14 protein-coding genes are annotated in these 17,935 nt (G+C 72.8%); 12 read left to right on the top strand and 2 right to left on the bottom strand.

What is annotated here, in order from left to right; translation table 11 throughout:
• The first annotated feature begins 76 nt into the window (after positions 1–76).
• From MUB56_RS23705 to MUB56_RS23670, 8 genes are all read left to right on the top strand, one after another.
• Complete coding sequence (locus MUB56_RS23705) at positions 77–1,495, top strand: amidase (RefSeq protein WP_244929469.1); 1,419 nt, start codon at positions 77–79, stop codon at positions 1,493–1,495.
• Positions 1,496–1,513: 18 nt separating this feature from the next.
• Positions 1,514–2,803: a cation:proton antiporter gene (locus MUB56_RS23700; RefSeq protein ID WP_244929468.1), complete on the top strand. Its 1,290-nt coding sequence runs from the start codon at positions 1,514–1,516 to the stop codon at positions 2,801–2,803.
• A 13-nt stretch (positions 2,804–2,816) separates the two neighbouring features.
• A complete protein-coding gene (locus tag MUB56_RS23695) occupies positions 2,817–3,176 on the top strand; it encodes a hypothetical protein (RefSeq protein ID WP_244929467.1) in 360 nt (119 codons plus the stop codon).
• 130 nt (positions 3,177–3,306) lie between these two features.
• Entirely contained in the window at positions 3,307–3,978 is a 672-nt protein-coding gene (locus tag MUB56_RS23690; protein WP_244929466.1) for a lysophospholipid acyltransferase family protein, read from the top strand.
• A 162-nt stretch (positions 3,979–4,140) separates the two neighbouring features.
• Complete coding sequence (locus tag MUB56_RS23685; protein WP_244929465.1) at positions 4,141–6,219, top strand: hydantoinase/oxoprolinase family protein; 2,079 nt, start codon at positions 4,141–4,143, stop codon at positions 6,217–6,219.
• A gap of 7 nt (positions 6,220–6,226) precedes the next feature.
• Positions 6,227–8,137 (top strand): hydantoinase B/oxoprolinase family protein, encoded by a 1,911-nt coding sequence (locus MUB56_RS23680; RefSeq protein ID WP_244929464.1) that lies wholly within the window; start codon positions 6,227–6,229, stop codon positions 8,135–8,137.
• A gap of 186 nt (positions 8,138–8,323) precedes the next feature.
• Complete coding sequence (locus MUB56_RS23675; protein WP_244929463.1) at positions 8,324–11,587, top strand: M14 family metallopeptidase; 3,264 nt, start codon at positions 8,324–8,326, stop codon at positions 11,585–11,587.
• Positions 11,588–11,666: 79 nt separating this feature from the next.
• Positions 11,667–12,074, top strand: coding sequence for a cupin domain-containing protein (locus MUB56_RS23670; RefSeq protein WP_244929462.1), 408 nt, complete (start codon positions 11,667–11,669; stop codon positions 12,072–12,074).
• Positions 12,075–12,136: 62 nt separating this feature from the next.
• Here MUB56_RS23670 and MUB56_RS23665 read toward each other — a convergent pair whose 3' ends face one another.
• Both MUB56_RS23665 and MUB56_RS23660 read right to left on the bottom strand, forming a co-directional pair.
• Positions 12,137–12,784 (bottom strand): response regulator transcription factor, encoded by a 648-nt coding sequence (locus MUB56_RS23665; protein WP_244929461.1) that lies wholly within the window; start codon positions 12,782–12,784, stop codon positions 12,137–12,139.
• Complete coding sequence (locus MUB56_RS23660; protein WP_244929460.1) at positions 12,781–13,743, bottom strand: histidine kinase; 963 nt, start codon at positions 13,741–13,743, stop codon at positions 12,781–12,783. The genes MUB56_RS23665 and MUB56_RS23660 overlap by 4 nt, the downstream gene beginning before the upstream one ends.
• Positions 13,744–13,884: 141 nt before the next feature.
• Here MUB56_RS23660 and MUB56_RS23655 point away from each other — a divergent pair, with 141 nt between their 5' ends.
• From MUB56_RS23655 to MUB56_RS23640, 4 genes are read left to right on the top strand one after another with little or no spacing between them, the layout of a single operon-like run.
• A complete protein-coding gene (locus tag MUB56_RS23655) occupies positions 13,885–14,352 on the top strand; it encodes an SPFH domain-containing protein (protein WP_244929459.1) in 468 nt (155 codons plus the stop codon).
• Positions 14,349–15,875, top strand: coding sequence for a potassium/proton antiporter (locus MUB56_RS23650; RefSeq protein WP_244929458.1), 1,527 nt, complete (start codon positions 14,349–14,351; stop codon positions 15,873–15,875). The genes MUB56_RS23655 and MUB56_RS23650 overlap by 4 nt, the downstream gene beginning before the upstream one ends.
• Entirely contained in the window at positions 15,872–17,158 is a 1,287-nt protein-coding gene (locus MUB56_RS23645) for an ArsB/NhaD family transporter (protein WP_244929457.1), read from the top strand. The genes MUB56_RS23650 and MUB56_RS23645 overlap by 4 nt, the downstream gene beginning before the upstream one ends.
• 7 nt (positions 17,159–17,165) lie before the next feature.
• Entirely contained in the window at positions 17,166–17,903 is a 738-nt protein-coding gene (locus tag MUB56_RS23640) for an SDR family oxidoreductase (protein WP_244929456.1), read from the top strand.
• The last annotated feature ends 32 nt before the right edge of the window (positions 17,904–17,935 follow it).

Raw genomic sequence — 17,935 nt, 5'->3', positions numbered from 1 at the left:
GCCGCGTCGGCGGTGCGCCAGCCACCGATCCGCTGCCACGAACGGTGGACAGCTCACCGCGCACCCCGGGGCCCCGGTGAGCCAGCCACCGATCACCCCTGACTCGTCCGCCCGCGCGATGGTCGCGGCGGTGCGGGAGCGACGGGTCTCCGCCCGCGAGCTGCTGGAGCTGCACCTGGAGCGGATCGATGCCCGCAACCCGGAGCTGAACGCGATCGTCAGCCTCGATGCCGACCGGGCGCGGGCCGGGGCCGACGAGGCCGACCGCTACCAGTCCGACGGCGGCCGGCTGGGTGCCCTGCACGGCCTGCCGTTCGCGGTGAAGGACACGCACGCGACGGCGGGTTGGCGCACGACGTACGGCTCCCGGCTCTTCGCCGACCACGTCCCCGACGAGGACGAGCTGATCGTCGAGCGGATCCGCCGGGCCGGCGTGGTCCTGCTCGGCAAGACCAACGTGCCGGAGTTCGCGGCCGGCTCGCACACCTTCAACCGGGTCTTCGGCACCACCCGCAACCCGCACGACCCGACCCGCAGCGCGGGCGGCTCCAGCGGGGGAGCGGCGGCCGCGCTCGCGTCCGGGATGGTGCCGCTCGCCGACGGCTCCGACATGGGCGGTTCGCTGCGCAACCCCGCGTCGTTCTGCGGCGTGGTCGGACTGCGCCCGAGCCTGGGCCGGGTGCCGGAGTGGCCGCTGTACAACCAGTGGGAGACCACCTCGGTCGGCGGCCCGATGGCCCGCGACGTGGGCGACCTGGCGCTGCTGCTGGGCGTGCTGGCCGGACCCGACCCTCGGGCGCCGCACGCGCTCGGCGACCCCGGCCGGGTCTTCGCCGAGGCGCTGCCGCCCGGCGCCGGGGCACTCGACGGCCTCCGGGTCGCGCTCAGCGTCGACCTGGGCGGCGCGTTCGAGGTCGACGACGAGGTCGCCGCGGTCGTCGAGTCGTCCGCCGCGACGTTCGCCGGTGCGGGCGCCCGCGTCGCGGCGGCGTACCCCGACCTGCGCGAGGCCGACGACACCTTCCGCACCCTGCGCGCCTGGCACCTGCACGCCAAGCTCGGCCCGCTGCTGGCCGAGCACCCCGGCGAGCTCAAGCAGTCGCTCGCCGACAACATCCGGCTCGGCGAGCACCTGAGCGGCGCCGACGTCGCCCGCGCCTACACCCGGCGCACCACGCTCGCCGAGCGGATGCGCCTGTTCTTCCAGCAGTACGACGTCCTGGTGCTGCCGGTCTCCCAGGTGCCGCCGTTCCCCGCGGACCAGGAGTTCCCCGCCGAGATCAACGGCCGCCCGATGGCGACGTACCTGGACTGGATGCGCTCGGCGTACCTCATCACCGTCACCGGCTGCCCCGCGATCTCGGTGCCCGCCGGGTGGACGGCCGCCGGCCTGCCGGTCGGCGTGCAGCTCGTGGCCCCGCACGGCGCCGACCGGCGGCTGCTCGAGGTGGCGGCGGCGTTCGAGGGGGCCGCTGGCGTACGACCGCGGGCGTAGCCCCGGGTACCGGGGGACGTGACCGCCGATCTCGTCTACGTCGTCGCCGGCGGCAGCCTGCTGCTGGCGATCGTCCTGCCCGACCTCCTCAGCCGCTGGGCCATCTCGGCCCCGATGGTGCTCGTCGGCGTGGGGATGCTGCTCGGGCTCACCTCGCTGCCCGACGGCCTGCCGATCGACCCGCAGCAGAACCGGGCGGCGATCGAGCACGTCACCGAGCTGGTGGTGATCGTCGCGCTGATGGGGGTCGGCCTGGCGCTGGACCGGCCGCTGTCGGTGCGGGACCCGCGGACCTGGGGTGGCTGGGCGCCGACCTGGCGGCTGCTGGGGATCGCGATGCCGCTGTGCATCGGCGCGGTCGCGCTGCTCGGCTGGTGGGCCGGCCTGGCGGCACCCGCCGCGATCCTGCTCGGTGCGGTGCTCGCCCCGACCGACCCGGTGCTGGCCAGCGACGTCCAGGTCGCCGGCCCGCAGACCGGGGAGAAGGAGCACGAGGTCGACGAGCGCGACGAGCTGCGCTTCACGCTCACCTCCGAGGCCGGGCTGAACGACGGCCTGGCCTTCCCGTTCGTCTACCTGGCGATCCTGCTCGCGACCGAGGGCACCCTGCACCTGTGGGGCCTGGAGTGGTTCGCCTTCTACGTCGTGGCCAAGATCCTGATCGGCGTCGCGGTCGGCATCGTGATGGGTCGACTGCTCTCCTTCGTCGCGTTCCGCTCGGCCAGCGCCTCGCTGCGGGTGGCCGAACGGGGGGAGTCCCTGCTCGCCCTGGCGGCGCTGGTCGGGTCCTACGGGGTCGGGGAGATCGCCGGCGGCTACGGCTTCCTGGCCGTCTTCGCGTGCGCGATGACCTTCCGCTCCGCCGAGCGGTCGCACGACTACCACGCGGCGATGCACGAGGTGACCGAGCGGCTGGAGCGGCTGCTGACCCTCTTCGTGCTGCTAGTGCTGGGCATCGCGCTGACCCGGGGGCTGCTCGACGCGCTGGACTGGCGGGGCGTGGCGATCGGGCTCGCGCTGCTGCTGGTGATCCGGCCGCTGTTCGGGTTCGTGGCGCTGGCAGCGTTCGCCCGTCGTACCCACCAGACGGGCGGGCTGGACCGCGGCCAGCAGGCCGCCGCGGCGTTCTTCGGGGTACGCGGGATCGGGTCGATCTACTACCTGGCCTACGCCGCGGGGGAGCACCCGTCCCTCGGTGCCGACTGGCTGTGGTCCACGGTCGGGTTCACGATCGTTGCGTCGGTGCTCCTGCACGGCGTGCTGGCCGCTCCGGTGCTCAAACGGGTGGGCAGCCTCGACCGGGCCTGAGTACCGTCCGCCCATGACCGACTCCGCGCTCCGCGCCGACCTGCGCGCCCGGCTGACCCGTGCCCGTCTCGACCGCGACCGGGCGGGTGCCGCGGCGCTCCGCTCGGCGATCGCGGCCCTGGAGAACGCCGAGGCGGTGCCGGTCGCGTCCGGGGCGGCCGGGCCGGCCGAGGTGTCGTCGGAGCACGTCGCCGGCGCGGCCGCCGGGCTCGGCGCGGCGGAGGCCGAGCGCCGGGTCCTCGACGACGCGGAGGAGCGCGCCATCGTCGCCCGCGAGCGTGCGGAGCTGCTCGACGCCGCCGCGTCGTACGACGCCGCCGGGGACCCGGTCGCGGCCGTGGCGGCCCGCCGGGCCGCCGACCTGCTGGGCTGACTCAAGTCGAGCCGAGCCGACCAGACCGGCGCGTCGGCGGTCCACGGTCTGCGGTCAGCGGCCGGGTCCGCCGCCCAGGTCCTGATACGGCGAATCCGTGGACCGGCCGGTAACCGCCATGCTGGGCCGCATGGACGTCTACTCGGTGATCCACACCGTCGTCGCTCCGGCGGCCAAGGCCCTGTGGCGACCGACGGTGCGGGGCCTGGAGAACATCCCGTCGACGGGCCCGGTCCTGCTGGCCAGCAACCACCTGAGCTTCGCCGACTCGCTGGTCATCCCGATCATCGTGCCGCGCAAGGTGGCCTTCCTGGCGAAGTCCGACTACTTCACCGGAACCGGCGTGAAGGGCACCATCAGCCGGCTGTGGTTCGAGGGGATCGGGATGCTGCCGGTCGACCGCGACGACAGCAGGGCCGCGCTGGCCAGCCTCGACACCGCGCTGGAGGTGCTCGGCCGGGGCGAGGCGTTCGGGATCTACCCCGAGGGCACCCGCTCCCGCGACGGCCGCCTCTACCGCGGCCGCACCGGTGTCGCGCACCTCGCGCTCACCGCCGGCTGCCCGATCGTCCCGGTCGGCGTGCGCGGCACCGAGAAGCTGCAGCCGATCGACGCCCGGCTGCCGCGGATCGTGCCCGTGACCGTCGCCTTCGGCGAGCCGATCCAGGTCGCCGGCCGCTTCGACGGCAAGCCGCTCGGGCGCGCTCGCCGCGAGCTGACCGACGAGGTGATGACCGCCATCCAGGCCCTGTCGGGACAGGAGATGGCGGGCGTCTACAACGAGCGCGCCGCCGACGTCTAAACAGGTCAGCACAGAGCACGGAGCCTCCGGCGTACCTGGTGCGCCGGGCGCTCCGCGCAAGGGCGGGACATCGCCCCGAGAACGTGGTCCACAAGATCTGCGAGGGCCAGCCGTCAACCTGTGCCGATGGCCAGGGCGAGCGGGGACCGCTTGGATCGAGGGATGGCTGAGGACCGACGGATCCGGATCGGGATCGACACGGGCGGCACGTTCACCGACGTGGTGGCGCTCGACGAGGACAGCGGCGAGCTGGTCACCACCAAGACCCCGTCCACGCCGGGCAACCCGGCGGACGGCTTCCTGACCGGCATCGCGAAGGTGCTGGAGCTGCTCGACGCCACCGACGACAGCGTGAGCTCAGTCAGCCACGGCACCACGGTGGCGACCAACCAGCTCCTCGAGGGCAAGGTCGACCGGCTGGGGTTCATCACCAACACCGGCTACGAGGCGATGCTCGAGATCGCGCGGCAGTCGGTGCCCGACGGCTACGGCAACTCCTACTTCTGGGTCAAGCCCGACCGGATCGTCCCGCGCGACCTGGTCCGCGGTGTCGAGGGCCGGCTCGACCCGACCGGGGCCGAGGTGCGGCCCTTCGACGAGTACGGCGCCCGCGAGACCGCGCGCTGGTTCCGCGACCGCGGGGTCGGCACCCTCGGCGTCTGCTTCCTGCACGCGTACGCCGACCCCGCCCACGAGCTGAGGATGCTGGAGATCCTGCGCGAGGAGCACCCGGACGCGGTGGTCAGCATCAGCAGCGAGGTGCTGCGCGAGTACCGCGAGTACGAGCGCGCGATGACCACGCTCGTCGACGCGGCGGTCAAGCCGCGGCTCTCGGCGTACGTCCGCAACATCGCCGAGCGCTTGGAGACCTACGGCAGCCCGCCCTTCTATGTCATGAAGAGCAACGGCGGCGTGCTGAGCGCCGCTGAGGTCGTGCACCAGCCGATCACCACGGTCCTGAGTGGACCCGCTGCGGGCGCGCTGGGGGCCGCGCTGATCGCCAAGGTCGCGGGCTTCGACCGCGTCCTCACGAGCGACGGCGGCGGGACGTCGACCGACGTGAGCGTGGTCATCGGTGGTGAACCCACCCTCACCACCGAGGGCAGCGTCGGGGCGTTCCCGAGCAAGATCCCGATGATCGACGTCGTCACGGTCGGTGCCGGCGGCGGCTCGATCGCCTGGCTCTCGCCCGAGGGCACGCTGAAGGTCGGCCCGCAGTCGGCCGGGGCCGACCCGGGCCCGCTCTGCTACGGCAAGGGCGGTGCCGACGTCACCATCACCGACGCCCACGTCGTCCTGGGCCGGATCCCGCCGCACCTGCTCGGCGGGGAGATCCCGCTCGATGTCGACGCCGCCCGGGCCGGCGTCGAGGCACTCGCGAGCCGGCTGGGGCTCACCCCGGAGGCGTGCGCGGCCGGCGTACTGGAGATCTCCGCGTGGAACCAGGCGAACGCCCTGCGCCAGGTCACGGTCAAGCGTGGGCTGGACGTCCGCGACTTCGTGCTGGTCACCTTCGGCGGCTCCGGGTCGCTGCTGCTGTGCCGGCTGATGGACGTGCTCGGGCTGTCGACCGTGCTGGTGCCGCCGAACCCGGGCAACGTCTCGGCGTTCGGCCTGCTCACCGTCGACGTCAAGAACGACTACGTGCAGACCCACGTCGCCCTGGCCGACGCCCTCGACCCCACCGTCGTCGAGGGCGTGTACGACGACCTCACGGCGCGGGCGGCCGTCGCCCTGTCGGGTGAGGGGTTCGCCCCGGAGCAGCACGTCTTCGCGCGCACCGCCGACCTGCGCTACTTCGGACAGGCCTTCGAGGTGCGGGTCCCCGTCGGGGCCGGTCCGCTCGACCCGGACGCGGTCGCGGACGCGTTCCACACCGAGCACCGGGCGACGTACGGCTACGACTTCGCCGGCGACCCCACCCAGCAGGTCGAGTGGGTCAACCTGCGGGTGTCGGGGATCGGGCCGATCACGCGGCCGGAGATCGCGCGGCACGAGGGTCTCGATACGCCGCCTCCTTCGTCACCGGCTACTCGACCGACGAGGAGCGTCTGCTTCGACGCCGACGAGGGGTACGTCGACACCCCGCTCCACCAACGCACCGACCTGCCGCCGGGGACCGAGGTGGTCGGCCCGGCGATCATCGAGGAGTTCGGCTCGACGGTGCCGCTGCACCCCGGGTTCACCCTCCGCGTGGACGAGTACCTCAACCTGATCGTGACGAGGAGCCCCCAGAAATGAGCCGAGCATGAGCCGTCGTGCCCCCACCCAGTTCCCGTTCGGCTTCCTCACCGACGACCGGGGCGCATCGGCCGACCCGGTGCTGGTCGAGATCGTCCAGGGCTCACTGGCCAGCGTCGAGATGGAGGTCGAGACCGCCATCGCGCGCACCAGCCGCAGCCCGATGATCCGCGACGCCCACGACTTCCGGGCCGGCATCCACGACCGGCTGCTGCGCAAGCTCACCGGCCGCTCGTACTCCGCCCTGGTCCACCCGATCGCCCGCGACTTCCCGATCGAGGACATGCAGCCCGGCGACGTGTTCTTCCACAACGACGTCTACCGCTCCGAGGGCGGCATCGGCCACCTGCCCGACCTCTGCGTCACCGTCCCGGTCTTCGGCGAAGGCGCGGTCGTCTCCTTCGTCCAGGCCTTCGGCCACCACGACGACATCGGCGGCGCCGTACCCGGCTCGATGCCCTCCAACGCGACCAGCGTGTTCGAGGAGGGGCTGATGGTCCCGCCGATCAAGCTCTGGGATGCCGGCGTCCCCAACCGGGCTGCGCTGGCCATCATGACCCGCAACAGCCGGATGCCCGAGTCGCTCTCCGCCGACCTGGACGCGGAGTGCTCGGCCTGCCTGATGGGCGCCCGCCGGCTCGGCGAGCTGTTCGACCGGTACGGCGTGGCGACCGTCGAGTCCTGCTTCGACGCCATCATCGACCGCACGACCACGACGTACCGCCGCGAGATCCTCAGCCAGATCCCCGTCGGGTCCTGGACCTGGGAGGACTACGCCGAGCACGACGGCGTCGACGAGCCGATGCTGCACACGCAACGGATCACGCTCACCCGCACCGACGTCGACGACCCCGACGGCGAGCGGCTGATCCTCGACTTCGACGGGACCGGTCCGCAGGCCAAGGGGCCGATCAACCACTGCGGCGACTACAGCGACGGCGTCTTCCTGAAGAAGTGGCTCGCGCCGATCCTGCGCAACCTCGCCGACAGCCCGGAGCGGATGGCCGAGCTCGACGTCAACGAGGGCATCGTGCCGCTGATCGAGATGCGCTTCCCCGAGCCCGGCACCCTGCTGACGCCGGTCTTCCCGGCGCCGACCAACGCCCGGACGTTCGTGATCCTGCGGCTGCTCGGCGTACTCGCCGGTGTGGTCGCCAAGGCGGTCGACGGCCGGATGCCGGCCGACCAGGAGACGATCCGCTACACCGGCGTGTACGGCGAGGATCTCGACGGCCGGCCGTACCTCATGCGCGAGGTGCTCGGCGGCGGCTCGGGCGGGCGCTACTACGCCGACGGCGAGGACACCATCCACGTGGTGCCCGACAGCCGCAACCTGCCGACCGAGTTCACCGAGGCGCGCTTCCCGTTCCGCGTCGAGTCGCTCTCGCTGGCCGTCGACAGCGGGGGAGCGGGGAAGTACCGCGGCGGTCTCGGCTATGAGAAGCACATCCGGATGCTCAAGGACGGGCACTTCATGTCCATCGCGGACCGCTCGATCCTGGCCTGCTGGGGGGTGCGGGGCGGCCTCGCCGGCCAGCCGTTCCAGGTCGTCATCGACCCGGGCGGACCCGAGGAGCGCGAGGTCGACGCGCTGGCCGACGCCGAGCCGATCCGGGCCGGTGAGGTGGTCCGGATCCGGACCACCGGCGGGGGTGGCTGGGGCGACCCGCGGGAGCGCGACCCCGCGCTGGTGGTCCGCGACGTGGTGTGGCGCAAGGTCTCGCCGGCGGCCGCGCTGGCGTCGTACGGCGTCGTGCTGACGGGCTCGGTCGACACCGACGACCTCTCGTACGACGCAGCGGCGACCGCCGCCGAGCGCGCCGGCCGACCGGCTGCCGCCTCCGCGTTCTTCGACCGCGGTCCCGGCTACGCGCGGCTGGCCGGGGGTGCGACGCACGCCGAGGTGGACGCCCGGTGACGTTCTAAGAGCAGCACTTAGCAGAGGTCCCGACTCCTGGCATCCCCTCGACCACTGGTCGAGAAAGTCTGTGAATGCTCTGTTACGGGACTCCCGCTGGAGCGGATTGTCAGACATCCTGACATTCACAGGGATCCCGGCCGCGTGCGGCCAGGCTCTGTCCCGTCGACAGAATTGAGAACACCAGTGAGGAAATCCCGCGCCCTGATCGGCGTGACAGGCCTGGCGCTCGCCGCGACGTCGGTGCTCGCCAGCACGAGCACGACGGCGGCGGCCGAACCGGCAGGCACGACCGTCTCCGCAGGCGGTCGCGGCGCCGCCACGGCCACGGCCGTCGAGCCACTGTCCAAGGCACAGCTGATCCGCAGGGCGGCCGAGTCCGCGGTCGCCGGCGACCCGATCACGATGCCGACGTCGTACCCCTACCAGCCGGACCTGAAGATCTACCGGGACAACGCCGACGACGCGGCGCACACCGCCGAGCTCATCGGTCACCCGGACATCGCGCCGAAGCTGCTGGACCTGATGGCCGTCAGCGACCGGATCTCCGTCCAGGTGGTCGGCCAGTCGAGCGAGGGCCGCGACCTGTACCTGGTCACGCTCACCGCGCCCGAGACGGTCGAGGAGACCGCGGAGCAGGCCGCGTGGAAGTCCCAGATGAAGAACGACCCGGACGCAGCGGCCGCCAACACCGCGCTGTTGAACGGCTACAAGACGCCGATCTGGATCAGCAACAACATCCACGGCAACGAGTGGGAGGGGACCGATGCTGCGATGCAGTACATCGAGCACCTCGCCACCGCCCCACTGTCCGAGGTCCGCGGCGTCCTGGCCAACAACCGGGTCTACTTCTCGCCCTCGCTGAACCCCGACGGTCGCACCAACGCCACCCGGGCCACCGCGCTGGGCCTGGACCCCAACCGCGACATGATCACCAACACCACCCCCGAGACGCGGTCGTTCATCCGGCAGGCGCAGGCGATCCAGCCGATCTACGCGGCCGACTTCCACGGCTACACCGGTGTGCTGCAGATGGAGCCCTGCGGTCCGCCGCACGGCTCGAACTACGAGTACGACCTCTACATGCCGCACAACTACGCCCTCGCCCTGAAGGTCGAGAAGGACGTCGTCGCCGCGGCCATCCCGGGCAACACCTACTACGACCCGGCCACCGACGACGACACCACGGAGAACACCGGGTTCATCAAGATCCCCTACCGCGACACCCCCGACGGCTGGGACGACTTCCCGCCGATCTTCACCGCGCAGTACGCCGCGTTCTACGGCGCGGCCTCGGCCACGGTGGAGCTGCCCAAGTCCCGCAACGCCCCGGGCGGTCGCCAGTCGCCGGAGAACGCCGTCATCAACACCGAGGTCGCGCTCCAGACGATGGAGAGCATCGTCGGCTACATGAACGTGGCGGGCAACGCCAAGGACATGATCAAGAACCAGATCGAGGTCTTCCGGCGCGGGACTGCCGGCGAGCCGAAGGACAACCTGACGACCGACGAGGTCGGCAGCGTTCCCGGCCCGACCCAGTGGCAGTCGCTGTGGGACGTGGTCGACAACCAGGAGCCGGTCACCCTGCCGCGCGCCTACGTCATCCCCACCGGTGGCGACCAGCGCTCGGAGAGCGACGCCACGAGCCTCGTGAAGCAGCTGCTGCTCCACGACATCGAGGTCGGCACGCTCGCGGCCGACACGTTGGTCGGCGCCACGACGTACCCGAAGGGCTCGTACGTCGTCGACATGCACCAGCCGCTGCGCGGCCTGGCGAACTCGCTGCTCGACCTGGGTGAGGACATCTCCGCCAAGGTGCCGTCGATGTACGACATCTCAGCCTGGAGCTACTCCTACACGTGGGGCGCGACCGTCGACAAGGTCGGCCTCACCACGGACGCACCGCTCGGCACCGTCATCCCGATCGGCACGGTCCCGGCCGCGGGCACGGCACCGTCTGCGCCCGACTACGTCACCTTCGACGTCGCGGGTGTCTCGGACTACCGGGCGCTCAACGCGCTCCTGGAGGACGAGGTCCCGGTCTCGATGCTGGCGGACGGCTCCGCCGTCGTCGGCGCCGCGTCGTACCCCGCGGTGGTCGAGGCCGCCGAGGAGTTCGGCATCGACTTCGAGCCCGCCACGGACGCGGAGCTCGCTGCCCTCGACGACGAGGACACCAAGCCGCTGTCGGACCTGACGATCGGCTACGTCGGCAACCAGGACGACAAGCTGTCGCTCCAGCAGCTGGGCTTCGACGACCTGACCCAGCTCACGGCCTCCGGGCTGAACGGCAACCCGACGCTGCTGAACGGCGTCGACCTCCTGTGGGTCGGGACCAACTTCAGCACTGCGGACGTGCCCCCGAGTCAGACCAACCCGACCGGCACCAGCTTCGCCCCAGCCCGGGCCGCCGTCCAGAGCTTCGTGAACCGTGGCGGCTCCCTGCTGGGACGCACGAACGCCGGCTTCAACGCCGCGGTCGCGGCCGGCCTGATGACCGGCACGGTCACCAACGGCAACGGCTCGGGCAACGGCATCGTCGCGGTCGACACGCCGGCCGGCTCGGTGCTCGCGCCGTACGCCCAGGACACGTCGTTCATCTACCCGGCGTACTCCTTCTCCGCGCTGGGGGAGAACGTCAAGGTCGAGCAGACCTACGACGCGACGGACCCGCTGCTCGCGGGTCACTGGCGGGGAACGACGGCCACCAACGGTCCCGACTACGCCGCGGGCAAGGCCTCGGCCGTCTCGTCGGTGAACGCCACCACCGGGGCCAAGTCGCTCGTCTTCGGTACCTCGGTGTTCTTCCGCACCCACCCCAAGGGCGGGCTGAGCCAGGCGGCTCGGGCGCTGTTCTGGGCCGCTCCGGAGGGCACGGCCGTGGTCGCTCCCCAGGCGACCAGCGTCGCCATCGCCCCCGTCGCCGACGTGACCTACCCGGGCTCGGCGTCGGTCAGGGTAACCACCTCGACGGCCGGCACGGTCTCCATGCTGGCCGGCGGCAAGGAGGTCGCCAGCGGCCCCACCGCCGCTGGTGCGGCGACCCTGACGGTCTCGGGCCTCAAGCCCGGGTCCACCTCGCTGGTCGCGAGGTTCACGCCGAGCGACTCGAGCTTCGAGCCGTCGGTCAGCGCACCGGTGACGGTGCGCGTCGCGAAGGCGCGCTCGGCGCTGAGGCTCTCCGCCAAGGAGATCAAGGTCGCCAGGTCGGCGAAGCGGGGCAAGGCCAAGGTGACCATCACCTTCGCCGTCCCGAACGTGCCGACCAACGGCCGGATCGTGCTCACCGACAAGGGCAGGACGGTCAAGGTCGTCCGGCTCGCCGCCGGCCGGTCGATCACCTTCACGCTGAAGCTGACGAAGGGCAGGCACACGCTGCGCGCCAAGTATGCCGGCAGCAGCCTGGTCCGGGCCTCGGCCAGCCCGGTCAGGACGATCAGGATCCGCTGACCTGATCGGAGCTGACCCATCCGGACGGCCGGCATCCCGCAGGGGTGCCGGCCGTTCGGCGTCCCGGTACGGTCACGTCATGCATCCGCCGCTCGCCGTCTCGCTCGGCCTGGAGCCGCACCCGGAGGGCGGCTGGTACCGCCAGACCTGGGCGTCGCCGGTCGAGGTGGCGCTGCCCGACGGCCGGGTCCGCCCGACCGCGACGCTGATCTACTTCCTGCTGCCGGCGGGGGAGTCCTCGGCCTGGCACCGGGTGTCCTCCGACGAGCTGTGGCTCGCCCACGCGGGCGCGGTCACCCTCGAGCTCGGCGGCTCCGCCGAGAGCCCCGCCGACCCCACGAGCGTCGTGTGCGACATCGACAACCCGCAGGTGCTGGTCCCCGCCGGGGTCTGGCAGCGGACCGTCCCCACCGACGCCGACGCGCTGGTCAGCTGCCTGGTCTCACCCGGCTTCGACTTCGACGACTTCGAGCTGGCGTCGGGGTAGTCCGTCACACCAGGGATGGTTACTCGCGGGTAGACCCCCCTCGTGTGACGGACTACCCGGGATCACGGCTCGACCAGGCCCGCGCGGATCGCGTAACGGACCAGCTGGGTCCGGTCGCGCATCCCGAGCCGGGCCAGGATGTTCGCGCGGTGCCGCTCGACGGTCTTCACGCTGATGGTCAGCGCCTGGGCGATCTCCTTCGAGGACAATCCCTCGGCGATCAGCTTGAGCACCTCGTTCTCGCGCTCGGTCAGCGCGGTCATCGGCACCCGCTCGCCGCGGCGCAGCCGGTCCAGGTAGTCGCGCACCAGCGCGCTCATCGCGCCGGGGTAGACGAACGCCTCGCCGCGCATCGCCGACCGGCAGGCCGCGACCAGATCCTCGTCGGCGACGGACTTCAGCACGTAGCCGCTCGCGCCGACCTTCAGCGACTCGAAGAAGTACTGCTCGTTGTCGTGCATCGACAGCATCAGCATCCGCGGCGGCTCGCGGCGCCGGGCGATCTCCCGGGCCGCCTGCAGCCCGGTCATCCGGGGCATCGCGATGTCGAGCACGACCAGGTCGACCGGCACCTCCCGGAGCAGCGCCACCGCCTCGGCGCCGTCGCCGGCCTCGGCCACCACCTCCAGGTCGGGCTCCTGGTCGAGGATCAGGCGTACGCCGCGGCGTACCAGCGCGTGGTCGTCGGCCAGCAGGATCCGGACGGTCACGAGGACCCCGCCGGCACGCTCAGTCGCACCCGGGTCCCGCGGCCCGGGGACCCGGTCACCTCCAGCTCGCCGCCCACCGAGCGGGCCCGCTCCCGCATCCCGCGCAGCCCGGCGCCGCTCGCACCGGCCGGGAGACCGCGGCCGTCGTCCTCGACGCCGAGCACCACCCGGTCGCCCAGCCGCTGCAGGGTCAGCTCCACCCCGCGGGCGCCCGCGTGCCGGGCGGCGTTGGTCAGCGCCTCCTGGGCCACCCGGTAGACCACCAGCTCCGTCTCCGGCGGGAGCGCGGGCAGGCCCGGCGCGATCGAGCGGCGGATCGTCGCGCCGCCGTGCCCGGAGAACCCGGTCGCCAGCGCGGCCAGCGCGCTGTGCAGGCCCAGGTCGTCGAGCACCCCCGGTCGCAGCTCGCGCGCCACCCGTCGTACGTCGTCGAGACCGGCGCGCGCGCTCTCGCGGACCAGCTCCAGCTCCGCCACCAGCTCGGCCGGGGCCCGCTGCTGGACCTGCTTGAGGCCGAGGAGTACGACGGTCAGCTGCTGGCCGACCTCGTCGTGCAGCTCGCGGGCGATCCGGTGCCGCTCGTCCTCCTCGGCGGCCAGGGCCCGGGCGTCGCTGCTGCTGCGCTCGGCCTCCAGCCGGTCGAGCATCGCGTTGAAGCTGGCGACCAGACGGGCGCCGGGCCCGCCCGTGCCGGCCGGGAGCCGCTGCCCGGGCTCGAGCAGGTCGACCGTTGCCATCTGCCGCACGACCCGGTCGATCGGGGCGAGGCTGGCGCGCAGCAGCAGCGCGTTGGTCACCAGCATCACGGTCAGGCCCAGGGTCAGCACGACGGCCTCGGAGACCAGCGCCCGACGGGACACGCTGGCCGGCGACAGCAGCAGCGCGACGGTCCCGCCGAGGAACACGGTGCCGTTGATCAGGCACACCTTCCAGTACAGGGGCAGCGTCCAGGTGCGCACGCCGCCACCCTGCCACGCCTCGGCGCCGGGACCGGCGGGACCGGACCCGAACGGCCGAAGATGGGTGGTAGCCCCCATGGTCCCGATCCGGCCCTCCGCGAAGACTCGGAGGTGCCGGACGAGCACGGGACAGGAGGCGTCATGCAGGAGCCACAGGGTGCGGTCGTGGTGGTTCTCCTGCTGGTGTCCCTCCTGGCTCTGCTCGCCGGCGCCAGCTTGCGCTGGACGCCCCGCGACCACGTGCTGGTCGTCAGCCGGCGCGGCGTCGTACGTCGGGTCGTGGGCGGTGGGCCGGCCTGGCACTGGCCGCTGCTGGACGCGGTCGAGGCGCTCCCGCTCGAGGCGGATCCGCTCGCGGTCAGCGTGCACGCGACGACGCGCGACGGGCACGACGTGCGGCTGCTGGCCGAGACCACCGTGCCGGTCTGGCCGCCCTCCCCGGGTGAGCCCGCCGACACGGTCCTGCGCGCGCGGGCCGACGCCGAGGCCGACCTCGAGGACGAGCTGGCCCGCGCCGTCGGCGCCCGCGACGTGGCCGACCTCGAGCGGCTGGACGTGCGCGGCCTGGAGGTCGTCGGTCTCGACGTCGTGCTGAGGCCCGCTCGGTGACGACCGCCGAGCTCAACGTCGTCGTACTCATCGGCGCGGCGGTGCTGCTGGCCGCCGTGGCGGCCGTGCGCATCGTCAGCCGCGCCGGCCTGCCCAGCCTGCTGATCTACCTCGCCATCGGACTGGCCATCGGCGAAGGCGGGCTCGGCCTGCACTTCGAGGACGCCGACCTCACCCAGGTCCTCGGCACCGTCGCGCTCGCGGTGATCCTCGCCGAGGGCGGCTTCACCACCGACTGGCGGACCGTCCGGCCCGTCGCCCCGCTGGCCGGGGTGCTCGCGACGCTCGGGGTGTTCATCAGCGTCGCGGTCACCACCGGGCTCGTCCACCTGGTCCTCGACGTGGACCTGCGCACGGCGATCGTGCTCGGTGCCGTGGCCTCCTCGACCGACGCGGCGGCGGTGTTCTCGGTGCTGCGCCAGCTGCCGGTCCGCAGCCGGCTGCGCGCGACCGTGGAGGCGGAGTCGGGGTTCAACGACCCGCCGGTGATCATCCTGGTCACGGTCGTCACCTCGGACGCCTGGAACACCGCCGGACCCCTCGGCATCGCCGGTCAGATCGGCTTCCAGCTCGTCGTCGGGGTGCTGGTCGGCGGCCTGGTCGCCTGGGCCGGCACCTGGGTGCTGGTGCGCAGCGCGCTCCCGGCCTCCGGGCTCTACCCGCTGGCGACCATCGCCATCGCCTTCCTCGCCTTCGCGGTCTCCGGCGTGCTCGGGGCCAGCCCGATCATGGCCATCTACGTCGCCGGGCTGGTGCTCGGCAACTCCCGGCTCCCGCACCGCTCCGCGACCGAGTCCTTCGCCGAGGGCCTGGCCTGGCTCTCCCAGATCGGGCTGTTCATCCTGCTCGGCCTGCTGGCCAGCCCCGCACGGCTCCTCGACGCGCTCCCGACCGCGCTCGTCGTCGGCGCGGCACTCACGCTCATCGCCCGGCCGGTGTCGGTGATCGTCTGCGCGACGCCGTTCCGGATGCCGTGGCGTGACCAGGTCTTCGTCAGCTGGGCCGGCCTGCGGGGCGCCGTCCCGATCGTGCTCGCCACCATCCCCTTGAGCGTCGGCCTGCCCGGCGCGGAACGGATCTTCGACGTGGTCTTCCTGCTCGTCGTCCTCTTCACCCTGCTCCAGGGGCCGACCCTGCCCTGGGTCGCGCGGCGTACCGGCGCGGCCCGCCCGCACAACCCCCGCGACGTCGCGATCGAGTCGGCGGCGCTCGACGACATCGACGCCTCGCTGCTGCAGTTCACCGTCCCCGAGGGGTCCCGGATGGTCGGGGTCGAGATCTCCGAGCTGCGGCTGCCGCCGGGTGCCGCGGTCTCGCTGCTGGTCCGCGACGGCGAGATCTTCGCGCCGGCCCCGAGCACCGACCTGCGCGGCGGCGACCACGTGCTCCTCGCCGCGCCCCGCGAGGACGGGGAGGCGATCGAGCGACGGCTCCGCGCGGTCAGCGACAGCGGCCGGCTCGCCGGCTGGTACGACGGGGCCGTCGCGGCACCGCGCCTCGTCGACCTCGGTGGGCGCCGGTGATCACCGCCGCCGCGATCGGGGTCTTCCTGGTCGCCTACGCCTTCATCGCGACCGAGCGGATCGACCGGGTCGCCGCCGCCCTCGGCGGCGTGGCCGCGATGACGGTGCTCGGGCTCGTCGACGCCGACAGTGCGTTCTTCGACCACGACACCGGCGTCGACTGGAACGTCATCTTCCTGCTCTTCGGGATGATGGTCATCGTCGGCGTGCTGAAGCAGACCGGTCTCTTCGAGTACCTCGCGCTCTGGGCCGCCCGGGCCTCCGGCGGCCGGCCCGCGCGACTGCTGGGCCTGCTGATCGTGGTCACCGCGCTGGCGAGCGCGCTGCTCGACAACGTCACGACGGTGCTGCTGGTCGCCCCGGTCACGCTCTCGGTGTGCGCGCGGCTCGGGCTGCCGACCACGCCGTACCTGGTCTCGCTGATCTTCGCCTCCAACATCGGCGGCACCGCCACGCTGATCGGCGACCCGCCGAACATCATCATCGCGAGCCGGGCCGGGCTCAGCTTCAACGACTTCCTGGTTCACACCCTGCCGGTGACGGTCGTGATCGTGGCGCTCCTCGTGGTGCTGTGCCGGTTCCTCTACCGGCGCGAGCTGCGCGCCGTCGTACCTCTCGAGGACGCGGTGCAGCTCGACCCGGCGTCCGCGATCCGGGACCCGCGCCGGCTGGCGATCTGCCTGGTCGTGCTGACGGTGGTGATGGTCGCCTTCGGCCTGCACACGGTGCTGCACCTCGACCCGTCCGTGGTCGCGATGCTCGGTGCCGGCGCGATGGTGCTGCTGACCCGGACCAGCTCCGAGGAGTTCCTCGAGGAGGTGGAGTGGGGGACGCTGGTCTTCTTCATGGCGCTGTTCGCGCTGGTCGGCGCCCTGGTCCAGGTCGGCGTGATCGGCGACCTCGGCGAGCTGGCCGCCGACGCGCTGGGGGACCGGCCGCTGGTGGCCGCGACCACCCTGCTCTTCGGCTCGGCGATCGTCGGCGGCTTCGTCGACAACATCCCCTACACCGCGGCGACCGTGCCGATCGTGCAGGACCTGGTCGGGGCGTCCGGGGACACCTCCTCGGGCAACCCGCTGTGGTGGGCGTTCGCGCTCGGTGCCGACCTCGGTGGCAACACCACCGCGGTCGCGGCCGGCGCCAACGTCGTGGTCCTCGGCATCGCGCACAGCGCCGGCCGGCCGATCACCTTCTGGCAGTTCACCCGCAACGGCCTGATCGTGACCTTCATGTCGCTGTGCGTGGCCTGGCTCTACGTCTGGCTTCGGTACTTCGTGATGTGATCGCCGGGTGCGTCCTCTCACCCTGGTCACCGGCGGCACCCGCGGCATCGGGCGGGCGATCGCGCTCCGGCTCGCGGCCGACGGCCACGACCTGGTGCTCGGCTACCGCGCCGACGCCTCGGCGGCCGCCGCCTGCTCGGCCGAGGCAGCGGATCTCGGGGCCACGGTCATGCTGGTCGCGGGCGATCTCACCGAACCCGTCGCCGTCGACGAGCTCTTCGCGGCCGCGCCCCGGCCGCTGACGGGCGTCGTCAACAACGCCGGGGCGACCCTGCACCTCGGGCCGCTCGCGGAGACCCCGGTCGAGGTGGTGCGGCGCACCGTGGACCTGAACCTCACCGCCGCGCTGCTGGTCGCGCGCGCCGCCGTCCGCGCCCTCGGTCGCTCGTACGGCGGCTCCGGCGGAGTCCTGGTCAACATCAGCTCGGGCGCCGCGACCCTGGGCTCGCCGGGGGAGTACGTCCAATACGCCGCCGCGAAGGCCGGCGTCGACGCCCTCACCGTCGGCCTCGCCCAGGAGGTCGCCGCCGACGGGATCCGCGTCGTCGGTGTCGCGCCCGGCATCGTCCGCACCCGGATCCACGAGGACGCCGGTGAGCCCGGGCGGCTCGACCGGGTCGGCCCGCTGGTGCCGCTGGGCCGGGCCGGCGAGCCCGAGGAGGTCGCCGACGTGGTCGCCTTCGCGCTGAGCGGGCGGGCGTCGTACGTCACCGGTACGACGCTGCGGGTGGCCGGCGGGCGCTGACCCCTGGGCGGGGTCGTGGGGGACGCCCAGGG

It is taken from the genome of Nocardioides sp. W7, assembly GCF_022919075.1.
Classification (GTDB): domain Bacteria; phylum Actinomycetota; class Actinomycetes; order Propionibacteriales; family Nocardioidaceae; genus Nocardioides.
The sequence above is the reverse complement of the archived record's forward strand: the minus strand, read 5'-3'. Positions and strand labels throughout refer to the sequence as shown.